Source organism: Peribacillus faecalis (assembly GCF_014712675.1).
Classification (GTDB): domain Bacteria; phylum Bacillota; class Bacilli; order Bacillales; family DSM-1321; genus Bacillus_AD; species Bacillus_AD faecalis.
The window spans coordinates 15,350-36,162 of record NZ_JACXSI010000032.1; the positions used below are offsets into that span (position 1 = coordinate 15,350).

The 20,813-nt window shown below is 38.3% G+C and carries 25 protein-coding genes; 6 read left to right on the plus strand and 19 right to left on the minus strand.

What is annotated here, in order from left to right:
• Positions 1 to 2: 2 nt before the first annotated feature.
• From IEO70_RS13145 to IEO70_RS13165, 5 genes are all read right to left on the minus strand, one after another.
• Positions 3 to 968: a S66 family peptidase gene (locus IEO70_RS13145; protein ID WP_190998830.1), complete on the minus strand. Its 966-nt coding sequence runs from the start codon at positions 966 to 968 to the stop codon at positions 3 to 5.
• Between the two features lie 100 nt (positions 969 to 1,068).
• Positions 1,069 to 1,218, minus strand: coding sequence for a hypothetical protein (locus tag IEO70_RS13150; protein ID WP_190998855.1), 150 nt, complete (start codon positions 1,216 to 1,218; stop codon positions 1,069 to 1,071).
• A 180-nt stretch (positions 1,219 to 1,398) separates the two neighbouring features.
• A complete protein-coding gene (locus IEO70_RS13155; RefSeq protein ID WP_190998831.1) occupies positions 1,399 to 2,178 on the minus strand; it encodes an HAD-IIB family hydrolase in 780 nt (259 codons plus the stop codon).
• Between the two features lie 202 nt (positions 2,179 to 2,380).
• On the minus strand, positions 2,381 to 4,324 hold the full coding sequence (locus tag IEO70_RS13160) for an IS1 family transposase (RefSeq protein ID WP_190998832.1): 1,944 nt from the start codon (positions 4,322 to 4,324) through the stop codon (positions 2,381 to 2,383).
• Positions 4,317 to 4,559, minus strand: coding sequence for a hypothetical protein (locus tag IEO70_RS13165; RefSeq protein WP_190998833.1), 243 nt, complete (start codon positions 4,557 to 4,559; stop codon positions 4,317 to 4,319). The genes IEO70_RS13160 and IEO70_RS13165 overlap by 8 nt, the downstream gene beginning before the upstream one ends.
• A 351-nt stretch (positions 4,560 to 4,910) precedes the next feature.
• On the opposite strand from IEO70_RS13165, the gene IEO70_RS13170 reads away from it, so the two are divergent.
• On the plus strand, positions 4,911 to 5,387 hold the full coding sequence (locus tag IEO70_RS13170; protein WP_190998834.1) for a GNAT family N-acetyltransferase: 477 nt from the start codon (positions 4,911 to 4,913) through the stop codon (positions 5,385 to 5,387).
• Between the two features lie 418 nt (positions 5,388 to 5,805).
• Here IEO70_RS13170 and IEO70_RS13175 read toward each other — a convergent pair whose 3' ends face one another.
• The 11 genes from IEO70_RS13175 to IEO70_RS13225 all read right to left on the minus strand — a co-directional run bounded on the left by IEO70_RS13175 (position 5,806) and on the right by IEO70_RS13225 (position 14,604).
• Positions 5,806 to 6,474, minus strand: a complete 669-nt coding sequence (locus IEO70_RS13175) for an oxidoreductase (RefSeq protein ID WP_190998835.1) — start codon at positions 6,472 to 6,474, stop codon at positions 5,806 to 5,808.
• Between the two features lie 219 nt (positions 6,475 to 6,693).
• Positions 6,694 to 7,047: a DoxX family protein gene (locus tag IEO70_RS13180; protein WP_235973608.1), complete on the minus strand. Its 354-nt coding sequence runs from the start codon at positions 7,045 to 7,047 to the stop codon at positions 6,694 to 6,696.
• A gap of 85 nt (positions 7,048 to 7,132) precedes the next feature.
• Positions 7,133 to 7,894 carry an alpha/beta hydrolase family protein gene (locus IEO70_RS13185; protein WP_190998836.1) on the minus strand — a complete coding sequence of 254 codons (762 nt, stop codon included), beginning with the start codon at positions 7,892 to 7,894 and terminating at the stop codon, positions 7,133 to 7,135.
• 415 nt (positions 7,895 to 8,309) lie between these two features.
• On the minus strand, positions 8,310 to 9,764 hold the full coding sequence (locus tag IEO70_RS13190) for an aldehyde dehydrogenase family protein (protein ID WP_407949301.1): 1,455 nt from the start codon (positions 9,762 to 9,764) through the stop codon (positions 8,310 to 8,312).
• A gap of 566 nt (positions 9,765 to 10,330) precedes the next feature.
• Positions 10,331 to 10,825, minus strand: coding sequence for a GNAT family N-acetyltransferase (locus IEO70_RS13195; protein WP_190998838.1), 495 nt, complete (start codon positions 10,823 to 10,825; stop codon positions 10,331 to 10,333).
• Between the two features lie 385 nt (positions 10,826 to 11,210).
• Complete coding sequence (locus IEO70_RS13200) at positions 11,211 to 11,702, minus strand: GNAT family N-acetyltransferase (RefSeq protein ID WP_190998839.1); 492 nt, start codon at positions 11,700 to 11,702, stop codon at positions 11,211 to 11,213.
• A 36-nt stretch (positions 11,703 to 11,738) separates the two neighbouring features.
• Positions 11,739 to 12,347 (minus strand): CPBP family intramembrane glutamic endopeptidase, encoded by a 609-nt coding sequence (locus IEO70_RS13205; protein ID WP_190998840.1) that lies wholly within the window; start codon positions 12,345 to 12,347, stop codon positions 11,739 to 11,741.
• Between the two features lie 29 nt (positions 12,348 to 12,376).
• On the minus strand, positions 12,377 to 13,144 hold the full coding sequence (locus tag IEO70_RS13210) for a class I SAM-dependent methyltransferase (RefSeq protein WP_190998841.1): 768 nt from the start codon (positions 13,142 to 13,144) through the stop codon (positions 12,377 to 12,379).
• A 14-nt stretch (positions 13,145 to 13,158) separates the two neighbouring features.
• A complete protein-coding gene (locus IEO70_RS13215) occupies positions 13,159 to 13,368 on the minus strand; it encodes a hypothetical protein (protein ID WP_190998842.1) in 210 nt (69 codons plus the stop codon).
• A gap of 26 nt (positions 13,369 to 13,394) precedes the next feature.
• On the minus strand, positions 13,395 to 14,267 hold the full coding sequence (locus IEO70_RS13220; protein ID WP_190998843.1) for a GNAT family N-acetyltransferase: 873 nt from the start codon (positions 14,265 to 14,267) through the stop codon (positions 13,395 to 13,397).
• A 16-nt stretch (positions 14,268 to 14,283) separates the two neighbouring features.
• Entirely contained in the window at positions 14,284 to 14,604 is a 321-nt protein-coding gene (locus IEO70_RS13225; protein ID WP_190998844.1) for a hypothetical protein, read from the minus strand.
• Between the two features lie 270 nt (positions 14,605 to 14,874).
• On the opposite strand from IEO70_RS13225, the gene IEO70_RS13230 reads away from it, so the two are divergent.
• The 3 genes from IEO70_RS13230 (at position 14,875) to IEO70_RS13240 (ending at position 16,168) form a co-directional block, all read left to right on the plus strand.
• Positions 14,875 to 15,438, plus strand: coding sequence for a hypothetical protein (locus IEO70_RS13230; RefSeq protein ID WP_190998845.1), 564 nt, complete (start codon positions 14,875 to 14,877; stop codon positions 15,436 to 15,438).
• A 135-nt stretch (positions 15,439 to 15,573) separates the two neighbouring features.
• Positions 15,574 to 15,855, plus strand: coding sequence for a hypothetical protein (locus tag IEO70_RS13235; protein WP_190998846.1), 282 nt, complete (start codon positions 15,574 to 15,576; stop codon positions 15,853 to 15,855).
• Between the two features lie 130 nt (positions 15,856 to 15,985).
• On the plus strand, positions 15,986 to 16,168 hold the full coding sequence (locus IEO70_RS13240; protein WP_190998847.1) for a hypothetical protein: 183 nt from the start codon (positions 15,986 to 15,988) through the stop codon (positions 16,166 to 16,168).
• Positions 16,169 to 16,454: 286 nt separating this feature from the next.
• Here IEO70_RS13240 and IEO70_RS13245 read toward each other — a convergent pair whose 3' ends face one another.
• A complete protein-coding gene (locus IEO70_RS13245; RefSeq protein WP_190998848.1) occupies positions 16,455 to 17,348 on the minus strand; it encodes a 3-hydroxyacyl-CoA dehydrogenase in 894 nt (297 codons plus the stop codon).
• Positions 17,349 to 17,644: 296 nt separating this feature from the next.
• Between IEO70_RS13245 and IEO70_RS13250 the strand changes: the two genes are divergently transcribed.
• A complete protein-coding gene (locus IEO70_RS13250) occupies positions 17,645 to 18,295 on the plus strand; it encodes an alpha/beta hydrolase (RefSeq protein ID WP_190998849.1) in 651 nt (216 codons plus the stop codon).
• 310 nt (positions 18,296 to 18,605) lie between these two features.
• Complete coding sequence (locus IEO70_RS13255) at positions 18,606 to 19,064, plus strand: hypothetical protein (protein ID WP_190998850.1); 459 nt, start codon at positions 18,606 to 18,608, stop codon at positions 19,062 to 19,064.
• A gap of 484 nt (positions 19,065 to 19,548) precedes the next feature.
• Here IEO70_RS13255 and IEO70_RS13260 read toward each other — a convergent pair whose 3' ends face one another.
• On the minus strand, positions 19,549 to 20,205 hold the full coding sequence (locus IEO70_RS13260; RefSeq protein ID WP_190998851.1) for a hypothetical protein: 657 nt from the start codon (positions 20,203 to 20,205) through the stop codon (positions 19,549 to 19,551).
• A complete protein-coding gene (locus IEO70_RS13265; RefSeq protein WP_190998852.1) occupies positions 20,202 to 20,468 on the minus strand; it encodes a hypothetical protein in 267 nt (88 codons plus the stop codon). The genes IEO70_RS13260 and IEO70_RS13265 overlap by 4 nt, the downstream gene beginning before the upstream one ends.
• Between the last annotated feature and the right edge of the window lie 345 nt (positions 20,469 to 20,813).

The window sequence follows — 20,813 nt, forward strand, 5'->3', positions numbered from 1 at the left end:
TATTAGAATTTAGAAACTTTCAAGCTCATTTTTTTAGTATTAAGGCTAATTTCACCACCAATTGGTAATGTCATCATAGGCTGTGTATGTCCAAAATCTAAATCATAAAGTACAGGTATATGTTTTAGTTGTGGATGCTTATCCAATATAAATTGAAGTTGTTCTTCCGTTACATTCGAAGATTTTTGAAAACGTCCAATGACTAACCCTTTAATAGTTCCTGCAACTTGTAATAACGAAGTTAAATCACGTGCAAATGTTTCAGGTATGGTCAGCTCATCATCTTCAATAAATAAAATACAATTTTCTAAATTAGGCATATATGGTGTTCCTTGTAACAAATTTAGTGTACATAAATTCCCGCCTAATAGTGTTCCTGTCGCTTGCCCATCAGAATATACTTTCCACTCTGTCGGTTCGAGATGGCGATTCTCTTGATCTAAAAACCATAAATCATCACTCCATTGTTCAGACGGTTGTATTTGATATTCCTCCTCATTCATCAAACACTTTTTAAAAAACTCCGTTTGGTAATCTTGTAAATGATTCATTTGAAAACTTGAAAAATGAGGTCCTGAATACGTTATAAATCCACATTTTTTCGTAATCGCTGTTGCCAATGCCGTAATATCACTAAAGCCGCATAAAATTTTCGGATTCGCTTTTATTAACTCATAATCCAAGTAAGGTAATAATTCGTTACAATTAAAACCACCAATTACAGTTAATATACCTTTCACGTTTGAATCTGCAAATGCGTTATGCAAGTCTTCTACACGTTGGGAAATCGGAGAAGACTTTTGCATATCACATTCTTTTATATTTTCCCCAAATGTAACTTTTAAGCCTAGCTCTTCGAGACGTTTTTTCGCTAATAGTACCCCATCATCTGAAAGTATTTTTAAACTTCGACTCGGTGCAATAATACGTACCTCATCACCTTTATTTAATTTTGCAGGACTTATCATCTAGCTCTACCCCTTTGCATCTTTTTGTTCTTTATTCTATAAATTCTTCTCTGTATTAAAAAATCCTTCTTCCGCTAAACTGCTCCTGTTTGTTCATTAACTAATTAAATAATTTGAAGGCACCAAACCCCATAGCATATCCTCCGCCAATACCCATAACCACGCCCAAAATTGTCCATTGTGAAATGTAAATTCCAAACATAAATGACAATAACCCTAAAATTCCTACTAGCACCATTTTTTTATTCATTGCATCCCCTCCCATTATCTCGCATATTTTCTCACACGATATCATTATCCAAATTACAACATCTCTTCTTCAACTAATCTGCTTCTTTACTTCAATAAGAAGTTCAACAGGGAATTTTTCACAAACAACCTATTACTGAATTGTAATCTTACACTGTTTGGCATACACGAGACTAATCAACTATATACAATAACTTTTCATAGAATATATTTTTGATAACTCCTTTAATTTATCTACAATTTCTTGCTCATAATCGTCTTCAAGCTTTATTTGCTCTTTTGCAAACAGTGCTAATTCTGCGTGATAGCCAATCATAACTGTATGAAACGCATTCCTAAACATTAAAATGTCGTTTGCGTCATTACCAAAAGCTATGTATCTGCCTTGTGGTATTTCTAAGTTTTTAATTGCACTCCATTTATTAATGCCTTTTGGACTTATGTCTATAATATTTTCATTACTATGTTTATTTATAAAAACACCCAATTCTTTAAGTTTACATAACAATTTTTCATCATTATTTGAAGACAGAAAAAGAATTTTCACAATAGAAGTTAAATGCTTTATATCAACTAAATTTGCTAAATTTGAAGGATCTACATTATTTAAAATAGGATGATTGTCAGGTCCAGTATAAGCATAATTCCATTCCCCATCAATTAAATAGGTAGCTTCGAATTCCTCAATTATCTGCATAATTGCTTCAATTTCCCTGTTTGAAAAAGGATTAGAATTAACTATTTCATCCCCTTTAGATATCAGTGAACCATTACCACCAATCAATGTTTTATTATGAAACCTTTTATTTATCACAGGTAACATATCACGGATAGGTCTAGCCGATGCAAATATAACTTCGTGTCCTTCTTCAGTTAGATCATCTAATGCACCTAAAATTTTATCGGATATAGGCTGTCCCTTAAAGCAAATCGTGCCATCTAAATCAAATACAAAATTCATACAGCAGTCCCCTTTGTGGTGTTTTTTTCTTCCGTTTCATTTTATTACTAAGGGTAGAACGTTTCAAATATTGAGATTAAACTAAACTGCTCCGTTAGTTGAAGAACAGAATTTTCACAATCTTATATTAATTTTAACATAAAATTCCACATAACCTTCAATAAAAAATCATCCTCTTTGAAATAGGATGATTTCCATTAGCTTATTTAAAGTATAGAATATCGTTTAAAGTAAATTGCTTATCCGATAAGCCTAGCTTCTGTGCTGGTGTTAACTTTTTCTTTTTAGATACTTTAGTAGCTAAACAAAAGTTGTAATACGTTCTTAAAATGGTTAACGCCATTTGAGCATATTTAGGGTTGAAATTCGCATAGATATAACTTTTACCCTTACCTCTCGCCGTTACTAGAGGTCTTTCCAAAATGGATAACCGCCTTCTAATTTGTTGCATAAAATTATTCGTCGAGCGGTCACTAACTTTTAAAATCATATTGGCAATGTATTCATCATCGAAGTTACTTAAATCCGTTGTGCAATCGACAGAGAAATACCCTTTATCAGTCGGCGGAAGGGGGTGCTCAATCGGATTTTTCGCCCAAACTTTATAGGTTAAGGAACCTTCGGACAACTCCTTATGAAAAGAATGCTCCTTCAATTCCATCGCCAATTTAATTGAAGCTATTTTCCATATTGACATTTCTTCAATCCCATTCCATTCAGCCCAATCTTTAAGAAGCTTTCTCGCTTGTATATGCTCTTGATATGCTTCTGGGAGGTCCTTGTCACGGTCAACTTTTGCAAGAAAGTGGAGAGCCTTATTCGAACTAAACTCCTCGTTAAACACCCGATAGAAGGCGTTCATAATCGTTTCGTCCTCATCCGAAACAAAACGCCACTTTTGACTTTGTAGAGTTTGCTTGAGTAACCAAAGGTGGGCGGTCACTGTATAGCCTGATTTAACGTGAAGCCCATCAATATAGTTCTTTCTTCGCATAAACTCATTAAGATAAAAATGATATTCATCCGTGTTTTGAGTATCATTTTTCGTTGGTGGCTGCGGCGAATGAGAAAACCTCAAACGAGCATTCTTTTTTGAGAATTCGTGCAGATGGTCTTCTCGGTAGTACAGTGTATCTTCATCAACACTCTTTAAACTAACATCCCAATCATAAGCGATATCTGAACGAAAAATGTACCCCGTATCAATATCTCCCGTTACGATGATATGAGTTTGAAGTTGTTTATCCTCAAGGTTATCATATCGAAATCCCCCGTGTCCCTTTTGTCTTACGTTGTTCAAATAATATAAGAGCTTATCTGTGTTTAGCCAAAGGGAGTCAAATTGCATAGACTTTAGTGGTTTTTGTTCGTGGCGTTCAAGAAACTCAAGACACCTTCTGTAAAGCCATTCTAACTTGCGATAATAGGTTAGAGGCGATATATCAAGAGCTTCGCAAGTCCGAGTAACAGGCGTGCGATTGATAAGCATTTTGGCGAATTGAGGCATTATTTCATTTCTCTTTTGGTTGAAAGTGAAGGACTCCGTTCGAGTGGGCAATACATTAGTCATCTTCTTACAGGATTTACATTGCCATTTTTGAGAGCCACCGCTGCTTTTCCCTCGTCGATAGAATTCTTTAGAATTATCAAAAGGATTTGCTTTATCGTTAGAACAGCCATCTTTGTGGAAGGAATATTCAGGTTCAATATCCTCGACCCTATCTAGCATTGCTAGGCGTTTAATTTCTTCGGCAACAGACCAGTTAGATAAAGGTGTGACGGTACAGTTGTGAGATTTTGTTTGCTCGGTAGGGTCTGGATTGCATACAATCGTATCATCTTTGTCTTTCCCTCTACTACTTAACTTATAGCGACCTGGCTTGCTTTTAATCTCTTCAAACTTCTTTTGAGGCAATCCGAACCAAGAACAATAAGGGTTTGTACAATAGTTAAACTGTAAAGTGTTGATTTCACCATTAAAAGTAAACTCAATCGGGTCAAACAGTTTATTGTATTTTCTTGCAAAACGTCTCGGATTGAGAAGAGGGTAATCTAACTGCCTGTCCAACAATTCTTCAGAAGAAAGAGGTTCCTTAACAACAACAATATCATCAGTTGGTTGAGCCAATCGTTTTAATTTAGCCAATGCCTTCTTCCTTTACATTTCGTATTTGACTGAGAATGCGTTTGTTGAAACGCTTGGACTCAATCCATTCAATGAAATCCTTATCATCAATGATGTTTTTGAGAAATTCATCAACCACTTCCTCTTCAGTAAACTCCAAGTATTCCGCATAATATTTCACAATATATCGAGTTTGTTCAGAAATTTTCCAATCGACAGACTCACTGTTTTTATTTTTCGGTTTCAAAAATTTCATTTGCTTTTTCCTCCATACAATTCACCATATAAATCACATACAAATTCACAGACCCTACAATAATTATTTCCATCTATGCGATTTATTATGCGTTTCGATATGTGAAAAATCAAATAAAGTGCAATAAACCTTAATTTAACAACAAAAAACGCACGGTGATTTCATATGTGAAATACTGTGCGTTTTGACTTGATATTTACTTGTTTGCACCTCTGAAGTAAACCCGTTAAAATTAAATTGCTGACGTTTTTTATTCCTCTAGGGAAACACATTATAGCCTAATCCTTAACAATTGATTTATTCGTCAATTTGCCTGAAAATTAAGTCATAAATATTTAAAGGAGATAACAAATGATTATTCGGGAAATGAAAAAAGAAGATAATGCAAAAGTGAAGGAAATCATCCAAAATTCGTTAAAGTCTCTTGGTTTAGATATTCCCGGGACGGCTTATTTCGATCCGCAGCTGAACGACTTGCATCAGTATTATTCGAGCTTAGAGCATGCTAACTACTGGGTGGCAGAAATCAACGGTGAAGTGGTCGGCGGAATGGGGATTGCGCCATTTAACGGGCACGACGAAGTATGCGAATTGCAAAAGCTGTACTTAAGTCCAAAAGCACAAGGTTTAGGCCTTTCTAAGAAGCTGATGGATGTCGGTTTATCATTTGCCGCTGAACATTATAAGGAATGCTATTTAGAAACTATGCACGAATTAAAAACGGCTTGTATCTTATACGAAAAATACGGTTTTATACTACTCCCGGAACCTTTGCCTGGCTCTGAGCACTCGACGATGGATGCTTGGTATATTAAAAGTTTGGGTTAGCTGTCATTTTCTTATGCATAAAACAAAATCAAGCAGGTCATAATAAAATCAGGACGGAAGCTTTCATTCTTCTTGGTATAGTTACCGTGTATCCCCCGATGCATTAAGATTATGTCAACAGCCTGGAACCTTCTTGCTCCGAGAAAAAGGTATGCGCTCTATGCACATACCTTTTTCGCCTGTCTTATAATAACCGCCCGTCAACACAACAGTTTCCTAAGAATCTTACTTATCTTTCTCCATATATTCTTTTATCTTACGTTCTTCCCTTTTCCGAATATGCCTGACGAGAAAGTTGTCAACCCGTGTATAGCAACATTCGAATTTTACCATTTATTTACACAAATATAATTTAATTTCAGTATAAAGATTTATATTAAACAAAAAACGCCAGCAAAACAGCTGACGTTTTATCCAGTTATAAATTAGTCGCTATCTCCCCGATTTGTTTCGAAGAATAGACGTGTACACCCTTTACATTTTCTTGCGCAATCCGGTTCATCGCTAACGCTACCGTTTTCCCCTCAATGGCAATACCGCTTGAAATCGGGATTTTTTTGAATTTTTCAATTTTCCGGACAACTTTATTTGCTAACCCTTCCATCTTTCTATGCTCTTCGCGATCACCCAGTAGCAAGGACGGATGGAATATCGATAACGTCTCATACGAGAGGCTTTTCAATTGCTCCTCGAGTTCTCCTTTTATGCGCGAATAAGCAAAAGGCGATTTCGTATTGGCGCCCCCAGCACTTACAACAAGATAATGTGTAGCTCCCTTTTCCTTCGCTAACCGAGCTACCTTCACCGGATATTCGACATCTACTTTTCTCATCGCACTTCTCGAACCGGCTTTCTTAATCGTGGTCCCTAAGCAGCAAAACACATCGTCTGCTTCAAAAAACTCTTCGGCCGCTTGTAAGTGTTCAAAATCGACTACATATTCAGCAAGTTTCGGATGTTGTGTATGTACCGGCCTTCTCACAAGCGCATAAACCTTCTCATATGCGGCATCTTCTAGTAAAAGACGCCGCAACTCTTTTCCTATTAAACCAGTTGAACCAATAATGAGTGCTTTTTTCTTTTGCAATAATGTCGCTCCTTTCAAAAAGTGAGTTACTTTATATATGTCTCACTATTTTACCAAGCACTCGTGGCAATTACATTACATTTTCTTAACATCCGAACGCTCGACCAGCCTCTTCTTTTACTTTGCTTCCACGTTCTCCGGAATCGGTCTACTTAAGTAATTAACTTTATGTGAACAATTTTCCGATAAATAAAAAGCGTTCTTCAGCATGAGGAATCGCTAAAAGATTTTTAAGTTCAGCAACATTACTACTCCGCCCATTAACATAAAAATGAACGGTGTGAGAGCATGTATGAGGGGATCCTTCAACTTCAAATGGGTAAAAATTGCGCCAATCATAGTCGCGACAATTAATGCACTTCCCCATATCGCTAACTGCGATTTCCAAATGCCGAGCGTGACGAATGCGGCTGCCATAATTTCCACCAGACCTGTAAAAATCCTGAAAGCTGCAGGATAACGATAACGTTCGAACTCAACTACCATTTGCTTAGTAAACTTCGCAATACCAATAAACAAAAAACTAATGCCCAACATCGCTTGCAGAACAATTGATAGTAACCATAAATTCATGTACGCTTTCGCTCCTTTCTGTGGTGGTGCATCTCCTCCCTTCATCAATATGCAATTCTTTTCTTCCAATGCGTGCAGCTACATTCTAATCTATGTTACTGCGCATAAATTCAACTGTATGTTCTGCAATCGGCACAGCTATCGGTCCATTAAAACCGTGATGTCCCCCTGGAATAATTTGAAGTTCAGCTGACTTGTATATTTCTTTCGCCTGTTTGGCATACTTCAAGTCGACAAGTTCATCTTGATCGCCATGGACAATCAACACGTTGTTCGGATAAGCAGCACTTTCTCTATAGGCATAAACAGTAGCACCGTCATCTATGTATCGTCCCTCGAATTGCGCGGCAAACGGAGGTAACGTTTTACCTTTCCAATTCCGGCAAACCTCGGGAATCATAAAAGCCGGATAATACAAAATCAAACTTCGAATATCGTCTGGTCGCTTTGCAGCTACCAGTGCCGATACTAAGCCACCCTGACTTTCACCGAGCAAGAAAAGATGATCTATATCAACAACATCTACTGTTTTCACAAAATCAATGGCGGCATTTAAGTCAGCCATTTCAGTCAGTACAGACATCCCTTCCATTGTCCCGTCACTTTTACTGTTGGGACCGCCGCCGCAAAAATCAAACACATAGCAAGCAAAACCAGCCTGAGCGAAATAATCAGCGAAATATGATAAAGACCAGTGACTGGCACTATACCCGTGAGCCAAAATCACAGTCGGGTATTTCGTATTGCCGGCATCCGGCACATACATTTGTCCGTAAATATGTTTGCCATCACGTTCAAACGGCATTTCAGCAATGCTGTAGCCATGCTTTTTTTCTATTGTTTTCATTTTTTTGCACCCTTTCTAACAAAAACCGTCACCGGTCCTTTTTCATTTTTGATATCGCTCCTTGTTACTCCTTCAATGAAAAAGGAGACATGCGGGAACCGAAAAGCGTGAACGGCCCGCAAGTCAGGAACAGCGACTAGGGACGCTACGTCCGCATATCTTCGTCGCTGTGACTCTCATCGTGAGAGCCTCTCCCAAGAAACCAAAAGCGGGTTTCTTGGGAGAGGTGGGAAAAAGGAACATCGGCTAAAAGCGCCACGTCCGCATGTCTTCGCCGATATGACCTACATCCTGTAGGCCTCCGAGCATGGCTGATGTAAGGTTAGACAATCAACTTCGTTTAGAAATTTATTTTTCCTTAAGAAGTAAAATAGAACTGATTTCCCGGGAAATCAGCCCTATTTTCGTACCACGATTAAAGCGGATAGTCGCGATAACCGCTTTGGACACTAATCCATTTGACTGTCGTGAATTTTTCCAGTGCCCACTCACCGTTGAAGCGTCCGATCCCGGAAGCTTTTTCACCACCGAACGGCACATGTGCTTCGTCGTTTACCGATTGGTCATTAACATGAATCATGCCGGTTTTCACTTTCTTAGCCACTTCAACACCGCGATATAAATCAGACGTGAAGACAGAACCGCTCAAGCCATAAGGAGTATCGTTAGCGATATGAACTGCTTCTGCTGCATCTTCAGCTTTAAGGATCGGCGCAACCGGACCAAATATTTCATTTTTAGCAATAGGCATATCGTTTGTAACATCCGTCAAAATGATCGGCTCCATCAGGCAATCCCGCACTCGTCCGTTTAGATGCATTACTGCGCCTTGCAGCACACTTTCATCTACTGCGGCAACAATTTTATCAACTTGACTATTGTTAATAAGAGGACCGACAAATGTTTCCGGATCAGACGGGTCACCTGTCTTAAGTCCTCTTACTACTTCCGTAAATGCTTCGACAAATTCATCATAGACTGACTCTACGACAATGATTCGGTTCAAGGCCATGCAAATTTGTCCTTGGTGCAAGAATTTACCGAATGCCGCAGCTCTTGCTGCCGCTCCAATGTCAGCATCTTCCAGCACAATCATCACATTATTCCCTCCAAGTTCAAGCGCAACGTCTTTCAAGCTTCTGCCGGCAAGCTCGCCGATTCGACGCCCGACTTCCGTTGAACCGGTAAAGGAAATCATGTCCGGAATAGGATGTGTAACAAATGCATCGCCAATCTCTGAACCGCGTCCAACAATGACGTTGACGACTCCAGGCGGGAATCCGGCTTCTTCAAATAGTTCGCCGACTAATAAACCGGATGTTACCGGCGTATCAGATGCCGGTTTCACGACAACCGTATTGCCAGCCGCTACAGCCGGTGCTACTGAGCGCATCGTTAACAGAAATGGGAAATTCCATGGACCTATGACGCCAACAACCCCTTTAGCAGTGCGGTAAATGCGGTTTTCTTTACCCGGCACATAGGAAGGTAAAATTTCACCAGTTACACGTGTCAGAAAGCTAGCCGCTTCACGAACGATATTAACAGTTGAGTCGAATTCAATTGTCGCCTTTGAAATCGTGCTTCCCGTTTCGGCCACGAGCCATCTGATGATTTCATCTTTTCTGGCTTTAAGCACTGTTTCTAAGCGTTCGAACAGTAGCTGCTTATCGCCGAGCGATATTGCTTCCCAAAGCGGCTGAGCCTGCTTCGCCGCGATGAACGCATGGTCGAGCTCTTCCTTGCTGGCCGCTTGAATAGTTAGAATTTCTTCTTTGGTATACGGATTATAATCTTTAATTTCTTTAGAGCTGTCTCCGACTACCCATTGGCCGTTTATATATTGCTTTGTTAATTCTTGCACTAGTATCAATTTGAGTCCTCCCTTGCTTATTTAAATACTGCAGCGGATAAAACATTGATTAACCAATTGCATAGAATTTACCCTTTTATTTTCTGATATAAACTTTCGAATAAATAACGCGTTTTAAACAGTTTCTACTAATTAAAATGACAAACCAATAAAAAACAAAGGGCATGTCCTTAAAAGACACACCCTTTGCGTTTATCGTTTTTCTTTTCTCTTTTTTATTACAGATGATTTCTTGCCGATTATGCGACCTGCTAAATAAACCAGGATAACAGCCAAAATTAATAACACAGTATTCATTATGTATTCACTCCAGTACATCTAAGTTGTTCATGCCGTTTTAATTATATCCGAGCATTCCTTATAAATCTACTCGCTCTAATAGTCTTAGTTTGTTGCAATTGTTTCAAACTAAACGGTTAGCAGAAAAATTCCCTATGAAAGTGTCTGAAACTCTGAATGATACTGTCCTGCGGACCAATGGCACATTGAGTATTTTTTTCAGGGTGGCTCCCCCGAAGCTATCCGCCGACACCAAACGAAAATTCTCGAGGAGTGACAGGTACCTATAACAGTTTATATAAATAGTACTCATTAACAGGTTTACCGTTGATTATTAATGAATGAACTTTTTCACCTTCTAAAATAAAACCCATTTTTCTATATAAATTGAATGCTTTTATATTATCTTTAATAACGGTAAGTTCTAATCTTGAAATTTCCATTTCTTTTGCCCATTCAAAAACTCGATTGAATAATTGAGTGGCTATTCCCTGCCCTTGGTAATCTTCTAGGACACCTAATGCAAGATAAGCAGAATGTTGATTTCTTTTTAAATCACTGCCCAGAACTCCTATAAAGCCTACTAGTTCATTTTCGACTTCCGCTACAAACAAGGTAGACTTCTTTTTGGATAGTATTTTTCCGATGGCATTCTCTTGCTGTTCAACCGTCGTCTTTCTTTCTCCAGGTTCATACAACATGAATCCGGACTCATCAATTTTATTGCATAACGCCAAAAATCTTTTCGCATCACTTTCTGCAATAGTCCTAATAATCATTTTTGACCTCCCTATCTTCTATAAAGATATTAACTGTTTTCGTAGTTTCTTCTATTTTATCTAATATGTAAAAAACAGCTACTTCCTGCTATTGAACTAGCGAACCCGTTAATCCAATACGCTATATTACTCCTCCCTCCTTTAACTACCTTTTATAGCAATCCTCACAAATCAAGCTGCCTTCATTTCTCAAAAATACTTTGATCTCGGTCATTCCTCTATACATTGGATAACGCATTTTTACATACACAACATCCCTGAACACTGCTAGCACCCCGTTGTCTCTAGTTTTTTACATACAAACATTCTCCCGTTATCATTGATTAAGGACCATAATGAAAGAATGATAACAAAAATTGCTATTTCACCAAGCCCAACTATTGTATCAACTATTGCAATCACCTATTGTCCTCCTCAATATCTCCCCAGGCAAACCGCCAATTTCACAAATCTTCTCGGAGTGAAAACCTTGCTTGATTAAGATTTTCCGTGAAGGAATATTATCCGGGTCTATAATAGCCTTCAGTTTCTTTATACCGGTTTTCTCAGCTTTTAAAATTAAAGCCTTTGCAATCTCGGTTCCATAACCTTCACCCCAATGCTCCGGCAAAATCATATAACCAATTTCAGCCGTATCAAGACTATCTTCTTCTAACTTTAAAAGACCGAGTCCGATAAATATTTTCTGATTGAATACTTTATAGGAACCAAAGCCTTCATACTTCTCATTTCGCTCTAATAGCTTTTGGAAATTGAGCCGAGCCTCGTCCATTGGGATCGCCCGCTCGGTTATTTGCGCCATCACCTCTTCATTAGAGACAAGCGCGAAATAAAAATCAAAATCTTCTTCTTCAAATTTCGATAGATTGATTTTCATACTAGACCCCCGCCCTGCTGACCAGCAATTACTAAACTACTTTCTCATACGGATAACGTTGTATTTTAACAATAGCGTTATACCTAAATTTACCAGAAAATGCACTAGAAAAGGGACAAGTAAGTTTTTTGTTTCGAAATAAATCCAGCCAAAGACTAAACCTGGAAGGGTTATATTTATTAACATTATCGGTTTCTTAAAATAGCGAACATGAAATGCTACAAACAACAAAGTAGCTGTTATTATTGCAATCCACTGGTTTCCTGTAAATATGTAAATCGAATTTTGGATGATTCCCCTAAAAAACAGTTCTTCAAATATTGCTCCAATAAAAAGAAAGACAAAAATCGTTGATAGCGACATATTTTGAAAGCTTTTGTTAGTATCATCAATGTATTTTGAAGGAATGCCAATGGTTAAAAATATTCCAAACAATAGTAGGCCAATCAAAGGGATGACAATATTCATTACCATTTTTGCCGGCTCATCAAACGATATAAAGTCTTGAATTGTAAGTACATCATAAACTAAAAGGGCAAAAATTATTGCTGCACAAAAAAACGTGAACAAAGTGAATACTAGAATAGCGTCTTTTGGATTAAAATCCTTCTCTGTGTTTTTTTGCTTTTCTTTTATCGGCTCCATAAATCCCCTTCTTTCTTAGTCACTTCCAATTACATTTTTTTGCAAACATAAATCATCTCATAACTATCATTCGTCAACGGCGTTTCATTCCAGTCTCGAAAAACTTCCACAATGTCAAAACCGTGTGACTGGAGCAGCCGTTCCATTTCTTTCGGAAAAGTATATCTTAAACTGATATTTGTTCTGCTCTCGCCTACAACTACTCCATCGCTATTTTTACATTTTCTAATTGTCGTGTAATGTTGGATTTGCTGCAAAGCATCGTATGTACTGATTGTATAAAGGTCCACATTTTGCGAAGTGTCACGGTCCGTATACGACCGCCAATACTCTTCTGTGCTCGGCTGCAACAGTTCCTCAGCACTCGGAAATCTTGTCCCAAATACAAAAATCCCCTTGTTCTGCAAATATTTGTATACTGAAGAAAGAAATCCGTCTTGCTCTTCATTTGTCAGGAAATGCTGAAAGGAACTGCCGACACAATAAATAAGCTCGCTTTTCACATCCAGCTGTAACTTCGTGCAATCCTGCTCGATCCAATCAATCGGCAAATCTAGATGGGCTGATTTTTTCGCAGCCTCTTCCAACATCCCTTTATGGATATCGACCCCGATTAGCTGGTGGCCTTTCTGCGCTAGCGGAATCGCAATTCTGCCAGTGCCGCAAGCCAACTCTATAATCGGACCTTTCACTTTTGACACCCGCTTTAACAAGAAAGACAGCTCCTGCACATAGTGATTATTTTCTTTGTCATATAAATTAGGATTATCGTATTCTTCAAAATTATATAGAGTCATTTTAATCTCCCTTGTTAATCTGTCTCTCTAATTACCTTAAACGCAAAAATCGTCAATAGGAACGAAAGAAAGAAAATCACGGCGGTAAGGAACAATCCTAATAAATCTGTTTCTGGTGTCATTGGCACATCAGCAAACATCCAAACCCAGCCGAGCACTTTAATCAAAAATCCAAATAATAAAAGTGAATAAAATATGTATAAAACTTTTTCAATGAGTCTCACTGTCAATCTCCTTCGTTGTTCTTTAACTATACACTCTTCTGCTCGAGGCAATAGCTTATAAGTATATTCTCCGGTTGAAATCCGGCTTTCATATACACATGATTAGCTTGCTTCTTTGTATAATCAACACACAACCTAATTTCGTTCAGTTGTGGGTATGAAAAAATTTCTGTCAGCACTTCCTGCAGCAATCTTGTACCTAAACCTTGATTTTGCGCATTTGGAGCAATTGCAATATATTCCAATGATGCCTCGTCACAATCTACTTCGAAATACGCATAGCCGAGCATTTCATTCTCTTCATTTTTAAGCACCATCAAAACACATTGATCTCCAAGTCGTTCGATAATCGTTTCAGCGTTATAATATGTATTCGGAAAAGTTTCATGATGTAATTGCGCAAAAGCTTGATATTCGCTTTGTATATATAATGAACTTTTTATCTCACTAACTAATTGAAAGTTCTGTCTTTTTATTTTTAGAGTAAGATGTTTACCTGTCTTCGTTGCGTTTATTTCAACCATAAATGATTGCTGCACTTTATTTTCTTCATTTATAAAAAAGTAATAGGATTGAATATTCGGGTTTTCTTTTACTAATCGTTCCCATAATCGATACTGCAGCTCTACTGAATTACTTTTACTAAAAGGGCCCCATACTTCACCGCTTGTTTCATATGCATCAACGCCAATACCTGCTATGATTTCTCCAATATCGTTTCTGGCAACTAAAAAATTTAATTCACCATTCTCGTCAATAAAATCTTTTTTTAACGCCTCATAAATCTCCTCCTTTCTTTCACCACAATAACCGATATGTGATTGCTTCTGTTGGTTAAGTTCAGAAAGAAATCGCGATAATTCTTCAAGGCTTGCTGCTCTTGTTATTGTTGCATTCATTTAATTTCACCACTCTTCATGAGTTTCTTAATAAAAAATCACACAAAGGTTTGCAAAGTTTTTGGGCGGACATGCGTGCCAGCAATTCCTCCACCGACATCTTACAGGCCGTATAATTGAGGATTGTCCTTTCAAACACCTCATAGTCTAAATAATTTTCTTCCGGATTCAGATTAGCCTTTCGAAACTGCTTATTCATCGACTCGCATATTACAGTTTTGTTAGATGGTTGGACCTGAACACTTGAGACATTCGGAATAAATGTCAGCAGAAAATCAATTTCATCCAAGCTTAATTGCTTGCTTTCTAACCATTCCAGCACTGTAAGTTCATCCATTTCGCCCCTCCATCTTGTAACTTTTCTACCCAAACCGCAACACCTAAAAAGGGGAACTATGAACAGTCTAACAAATTCAGAAAATTATGTAAAAGAGATATTTTGCTTAAGAAATTCTGCACGAATCTAAAACTAAACAGTACTATTTGATCCTGTACGGAAGACGGTATTTCTTTGGAAATTCAATTATAATAACGGGCAGATTTTTTTCGATGATACTGTTTGTGTGCTATAGTATTTCGAATGATAAATGAAGGGAATTTTAGAGACGTGTCAATAATAACAAAAATAAGGCTGACCATGATTGGCGCTTTCTCTGTTTTATTCGCAGGGTTGCTAACATTACTGCAAAATAAGTGGAATTTGACATTGCTTCTTTTTCAATTGTCCTCTAAAGAGATTAGCAGCATCGCGCTCATTATAAGTGCCATTTGTTTCAGTGCATTGCTATTCTCGTATTTTTCCAAACTAAAAAAGAGCAAGATTCTTTATGCCCTAGTATTGATGGTCAGCGGATTTCTCTTAGTAGTCTTTATCCTTGGCTGTTTATTAAATGGTTTTATAACGGAATCGAAATATTATGCTTTTCAATCTCCCGACCAGCAACAAACGCTTGTCATTGAAGAAGAATCATTCCTGCTCGCCGGATATGGCAGTTTCTATATGAAAGAATATCCCTTGTTTGTGAAAAGAGTGCAGGATTACTCGACAGACGACGGCTACCGCCCTTTTCAGCTCGATGATGCGCATATAAAATGGCATGAAGACAATGTGACTATTGAATATGGTAATGGATTAGGAGACCGTGACAAAGCCATCGTTCATTTTGAATAAGTCGAATGAAGAGAAGATAAAACATTTTATCCTCCCTCCATTCGACTTATTTTTCTGTAATCAGGGTGTATAATTCTCTCACCACTAGATGCCATAGTCATATTTCGCTTTAAAAACTAAATTTGAGGTGATAGTATGGATTATTTTTTACTGCCATTAGTTAACATCATTATTTTCTCAGTACTCCTAATTGGCTTTATTGTCTCCGTCAAAAAGCACAAACTAAACTTCGCTGTCTTCATCTCCAGAATGTTTTTCGTGGCGGGATGTTTCTTGTTCGCAGATGCCACATACGAAGGAAAAATAACAGCCACCATTCTTGAAGAAGTGGCCATCTATTTTGAATTCGGACTGATCACGATGATTTGCGGCAGTATCCTTGTTGCTTTTCATCAAAGAAAGCAAGACACAGCCTAACTTTGCCTCTGCTAGATAAGACCTCCAAAATTCTAATTCTGTTCGTAAACCTACTTTTTTATCCAATTTTCTAAACTTTTTTCAGAAAAGGAGTACCATAGAAATGTACAAATTAAGGGAGGTCTTTACATTGAAACCAACAGCAGCAGACATTAAAAAGGAACTGACTTTTAATTTAATCGTACAAGTGTTAGAGGAAAAAGGTCTGATCACTGAAAAAGAATTAGAAGACCGTCTAACCAACATCGTAAAACTTTCGTCTTTGGATAAAGACTTACAAGAACAAGTCATTTCCGAGATTAAACATCATTAAGAAAAACCGGCACCGATCCTTTTTCATTTTTGATTTTGCTTCTTGCTACCAAGTCAATGAAAAAGGAGACATGCGGGAGGACTAAGATGAATCGCACGAGAAACCCGATTTTGGTTTCTTGGGCGAGGCAGCTTAGGCCCGAGCATGGCAGGTATAAGGTTAGAAAGTTTAAAAAAACGTTACCGGTCCTTTTCTCTTTCCCATTCCAAGGTTTAAAAACTTTAAACTTTCTTAAAGCAGACAAAACATTGCGGGACAGGTGCATTCGCCTGTCCCGCTATAAGCTTTATTTCAAGAAATCAGGATCTTCGTATTTCGGATTTGGATAGTCATAAAATCCTTTTCCACTTTGGATGCCCGCTCTTCCTTTGTCGATATATTCAGTCTTTAAATACTCTGCGATTTTAGCAGCGTTTGGGTCCCCAGCTTTCGCTCTTGCAACTGATAAATGATATGGTGTATTCAATCCGATGATGTCTAGTGTAGCGAAAGGACCTCTCGCAACGTTCATGCCGATCATCCATGTTTTATCAACTGTTTCCGGATCGGCAATACCGTTTGCCACTAAATATTGAGCCGCTTGCAAGAACGGTACCAATAACGAATTCAATACATAGCCCGGTTGTTCTTTATAAATAGGAATTGGAACCATTCCGATTGCTTTCGCAAATTCAATGATTTCATTGAACACATTTTCGTCTGTGCCTTCATGCTTCATGATTTCAGCGATGTTATTCGTCCAAATACGGTTCGCAAAATGAAGGTGCAAATATTTCCCAGGGCGTCCTGTATGTTTCGCGAACATACTTGGAAGCATTGTTGAGGAGTTAGATGCAAAAATTGTTTTTTCCGGCGCTAATTTTCCAATGTTTTCGTAAAAGTGGACCTTAATATCAACAACTTCCGGAATCGCTTCAATGATTAAATCGGCATCTTTCACCGCTTCTGCCAAATCAGTGTAGAAAGATAGACGGTTATAAGCTGCGTCTGTTTCTTCTTGGGTAGCTCCTAAATCCGATTGATATTGCGGCATCAAAGCTTGAAAACGTTGTTTGGCCATGTTAAGCATTTCATCATTAATATCATAAACGGCTACTTCAAATTCTTTAAACGCTGTCTGATAAGCAATTTGGCTTCCCAAAACACCGCTTCCGGCGACTGTAACTTTTTTAATATTCATTTTCAATCCCCCACGTTCTCAACTTTCTCACTATATATATTATAATACTATAATTTTTATAAACGAATTGATTTGCTCATTGACAGATTGGATTAAACAGCTTTTTTTCGCTGAAATAGCGGTAAATATACGTCTGTTTAAGAAAATCTATTCAAAGAAGAAAGCTCCTAGCCTAAAATGCTCTACACATCTCACCGCTCGCTACAATTTATCCACATTTTGACAAACATCGGGTCGTGGCCTGTCACCGCCCGAATAAAAATGGTAAAATACTCTAAAAGCAAGGGGATGATTCAATGAACATAGTAAAAAAGCAAATTCGAGTAAATGATAAACTCACTCCATATACGCACTTCGAAACCAGTTCAAAGACTGTCTGCTTTATGTTTTCCGGTTCCGGCTACAATTACGACAAGCCATTATTTTATTATGCGACGATGCTAATGCTAGAAAATCAAATCGATCTCGTTCATGTCCATTACAAATACGAGGAAGCAATTTTTCAAAATCCGATTGAAGTAATTGGTGAAACAATGATTGTTGACGTAGATGCTGTAATAGCCGATGTTCTCAAAAATGGCCAGTACACTGAAACTGCATTTCTCGGAAAATCGCTCGGAACCATTCCAATGTCTAAACTGCTAAAATGGGAGGAATTCTCGCAATCTACAATGATCTTGCTGACCCCCTTGTTAAGATTAGATGCAATTTTCGAATCCATATTAAATAGTCAGCATCAAGCGCTGCTCGTAATCGGCGACAAAGACCCACACTACAATGTAAATCAAATGGAGCAACTGAAAAGATCAAACATTAAAATCGACATCATCCCGAATGTCAACCACTCCTTAGACATCAGCACATTTGACACAATCAGCTCCCTTTCAGCAATCTCAAGAGTGATGGGAAAAATCCATGAAGTTCTTTCGACAAAATCTGAGGCGTGACAGGCACCACCCGAAAAACTTTTCGACGATTTTCGGGAAGTGACAGGCACAGAGTTACCACCGAGTTCAAATCATTTTGCAAACCTTCTATTGTCTGTTAATATTCTTGTTAATGGGCAATTTATTGGGTGTAGCTTTTTTTGGTGCAGGTTTTCGGCCGGCATAGTTCTGATTGGAACAGTGATTTTTTTGTGGATTGTCGAGGTGTGGGGGACACAGGCATCCAATAAAGGAATTTCACATAATGCTGTTGCATCCGTAATTTTGCCAATATAGAAAAAGTTTACGGTATTTTCGGAGGGGTATATTTATGAAAAAATTTCTTGCAGCATCTTTAATCGGCGCAACTGTTCTAGCATCAGGCTGCTCCATGCTCGAAACAGAACCAAAAGAACAAAAAGCAGTTAACGAAGAAGCAATCGCATTGGGCGATTTCGAACTGGGCCGCCACATCGATTACACACGCGGAACGTTCAACGGTAAAATCGAAGTAGAGGAAGCAGGTCACTTAACTGTAACAATTAACGAACCAGGTTTACTGACTAAACTTATGCGCCCTGAGTATAAAGTACACACAAATGCTGAAGAAGGCGAAGTAGTTCCTGGTGAAGAATACATCTATTCTGGCGTTCTTAACACTAACCAAAAAGGAACTTATACATTAACATTCACTTTGGAAGATGAAGACGGTGAAGTAATCAGCGAAACATACCGTACATTCACAAAAGATGATGTTGAAAGCGGACTTACTCAATCTGCTTCTGAATAATTAGAAAAACCGGCACCGGTCCTTTTTCAGCATGTATATGCTGCTTTGATTGCCTTCGATGAAAAAGGAGCCATGTGGCAGGACTAAGACAGCCGCGCCGTGAAACCCGCTTTCGGTTTCACAGAGTGGATGACTTAGGACCTAGCATGGCAGGTGTAAGGTTAGACAGCGAATTAAGTTTATTATTAGATACTTTCTCAAAACAAAGCGTTAATCAATTGTTGATTAACGCTTTTTCATTTAGCCAAAATATGGTAGCCTATTTAAAAAGACCTAGGAGGTCCGGCATGTGGAAATATGCAATCTTTTTAATCGTCATTGCCCTCTCTGAACTATTAATCGAGCCATTGCTCATAAAAAGACTGAATATTAACCGGAGCATTTGGTTAAAGATATTGATTTAGATAAAGCATTGAAACTAAGAAAGTAAAGTTATTGGCAAAATGAAGCGGCTAATTCATCAAAGAATTAAGCCGCTTTTGAATTAATTCGTCACCAAATAATCTGCGACACTCTCTGCATCCTCCAAGACCGGCATCCGCCCATGCTCATCTCGAATAATCATATACGACCCGCTATCATTCTTATGACGGACAATTAGCTCCACTTCCGAACCTCCGTCATGCTGCAGCTGCTGGATATATTGAAAAATACCCTCCTCAACCTTCGCCACATTTTGCTCCTCATAAGACGTCCGCAAATCGACATACAGCATCAGCCATAAATACTTAGATACGTCCATAAGACTTTGATGCAAATGACTGTTATTCGCCTCATTCTCATCGCGGTATCCAACATTTAAATCCACCTTCTCTACATCCGGTATAAACTTGCCCGCATAGCCCCATTCATCAAGACCCTTCTTTCTGAAAACCTCTTCCATATAAAAATCCGTTTCGCTCCACGCATCGAATGTGATTCCATCCTCTGTTGTCAATGTCGCCATGTAGCCGACCTTATTCGAATATGTACCTACGCTTTTCGTTATGACAATATCGTATTTCTGCTCCATTTCCCCCTTAATATCCTCTGCCACACGGAGTTTCTCTTCATCATCCCTCGTGATTGCCCGCTCCTCATAAGCAAATCCGACCAACCCGACCGCAATCACAGAAATAACCGCAACAACCCATTTCTTCATGTATACTTCATCCCCATCACAAAAAGAATAATTCCAACGACAAACAAAATCGGCGCCATCACCATAAACACAGCAGCCCCTGCAAACCCGCTGCCTTCACTAATCCCGTACAAAGTCCCAACTAGAAACGTCAACAACGGTGCAAACACAAACATCGTCACCGTTCCCCATAACTTAAATGTAAAATCTTTCGGTCGCCTGATGCTAAAGAAAATAGCTACACCAATCGTAATCACTAATAAAGCAGCTATAATAACCATCATCCTAACCCCTTTCTTGCGTGTAAATTTTATCATATATTAACATTATATGGTTTTGTGTTTATGCTATAAATATAGAACGAGAATAAGAGAAGAGATTCAAGAAGGAGAAAAACATACAGGATTAAGTTTCGGGCTATACTCTATCGGAATTGGAGCCATAATGAGTTATTACATAGGGAAAGTCTACACAACAGTTGAAATGTTTCGGGGTACATAAAAAAGGACTCCCCATAGTTGAAATGTACCCTTTGTAAAGGACATTTATAAAAAAGGACAGTTAGGCTGCCTGAATAAGATGATCTCTGTACTGAACAGGGGTCATCTTATTTAAATTCCATTGATACC